1 pseudogene is annotated in these 559 nt (G+C 44.7%); it reads left to right on the top strand.

Going from position 1 to position 559, the window contains the following annotated elements:
- Positions 1-559 (top strand): annotated as a pseudogene (locus tag B2X00_RS03675) (molecular chaperone HtpG); the annotation flags it as partial.

Raw genomic sequence — 559 nt, 5'->3', positions numbered from 1 at the left:
TATTGTTGCTGATGAAGTGACTGTGCGTACGCGCTCTGCCTATGAGTCACCGGAAAAAGGTGTCGAATGGCATTCTAAGGGTGAAGGAGAATTTGAAGTCGCAGACACCCAAAAGTCGCAGCGCGGAACAGATATTATTTTGCATTTGAAAGAAGATGCAGATGAGTTTTTAGATGACTTCCGTATTCGTGGGGTGATTAACAAATACTCAGAACACTTGAGTATCCCCGTCCAAATGTGGAAAGAAGCGGTTGAAGAACAAAAAAATGATGACGGCGAAGTTATTACGCCTGCCCAAGAGGCTCAATGGGAAACTGTGAACTCGGGTCAAGCCTTATGGACACGCGATAAAGCCGACATCAGCGACGAAGAATATAAAGAGTTTTATAAGACTGTAGCGCATGACTTTGACGATCCGCTGTTATGGAGCCATAACAAGGTTGAGGGTACACACGAATACACCAGCCTTCTTTATATTCCAAAACGAGCTCCTTGGGACCTTTGGAATCGTGAGCAACAGCAGGGGGTAAAACTCTATGTGAAGCGTGTCTTTATTATG

This window comes from Idiomarina sp. UBA3162, assembly GCF_002364475.1.
Lineage (GTDB): Bacteria > Pseudomonadota > Gammaproteobacteria > Enterobacterales > Alteromonadaceae > Idiomarina.
Note: the sequence above shows the minus strand (reverse complement) of the source record. Positions and strands in the feature narration are given on the sequence as shown.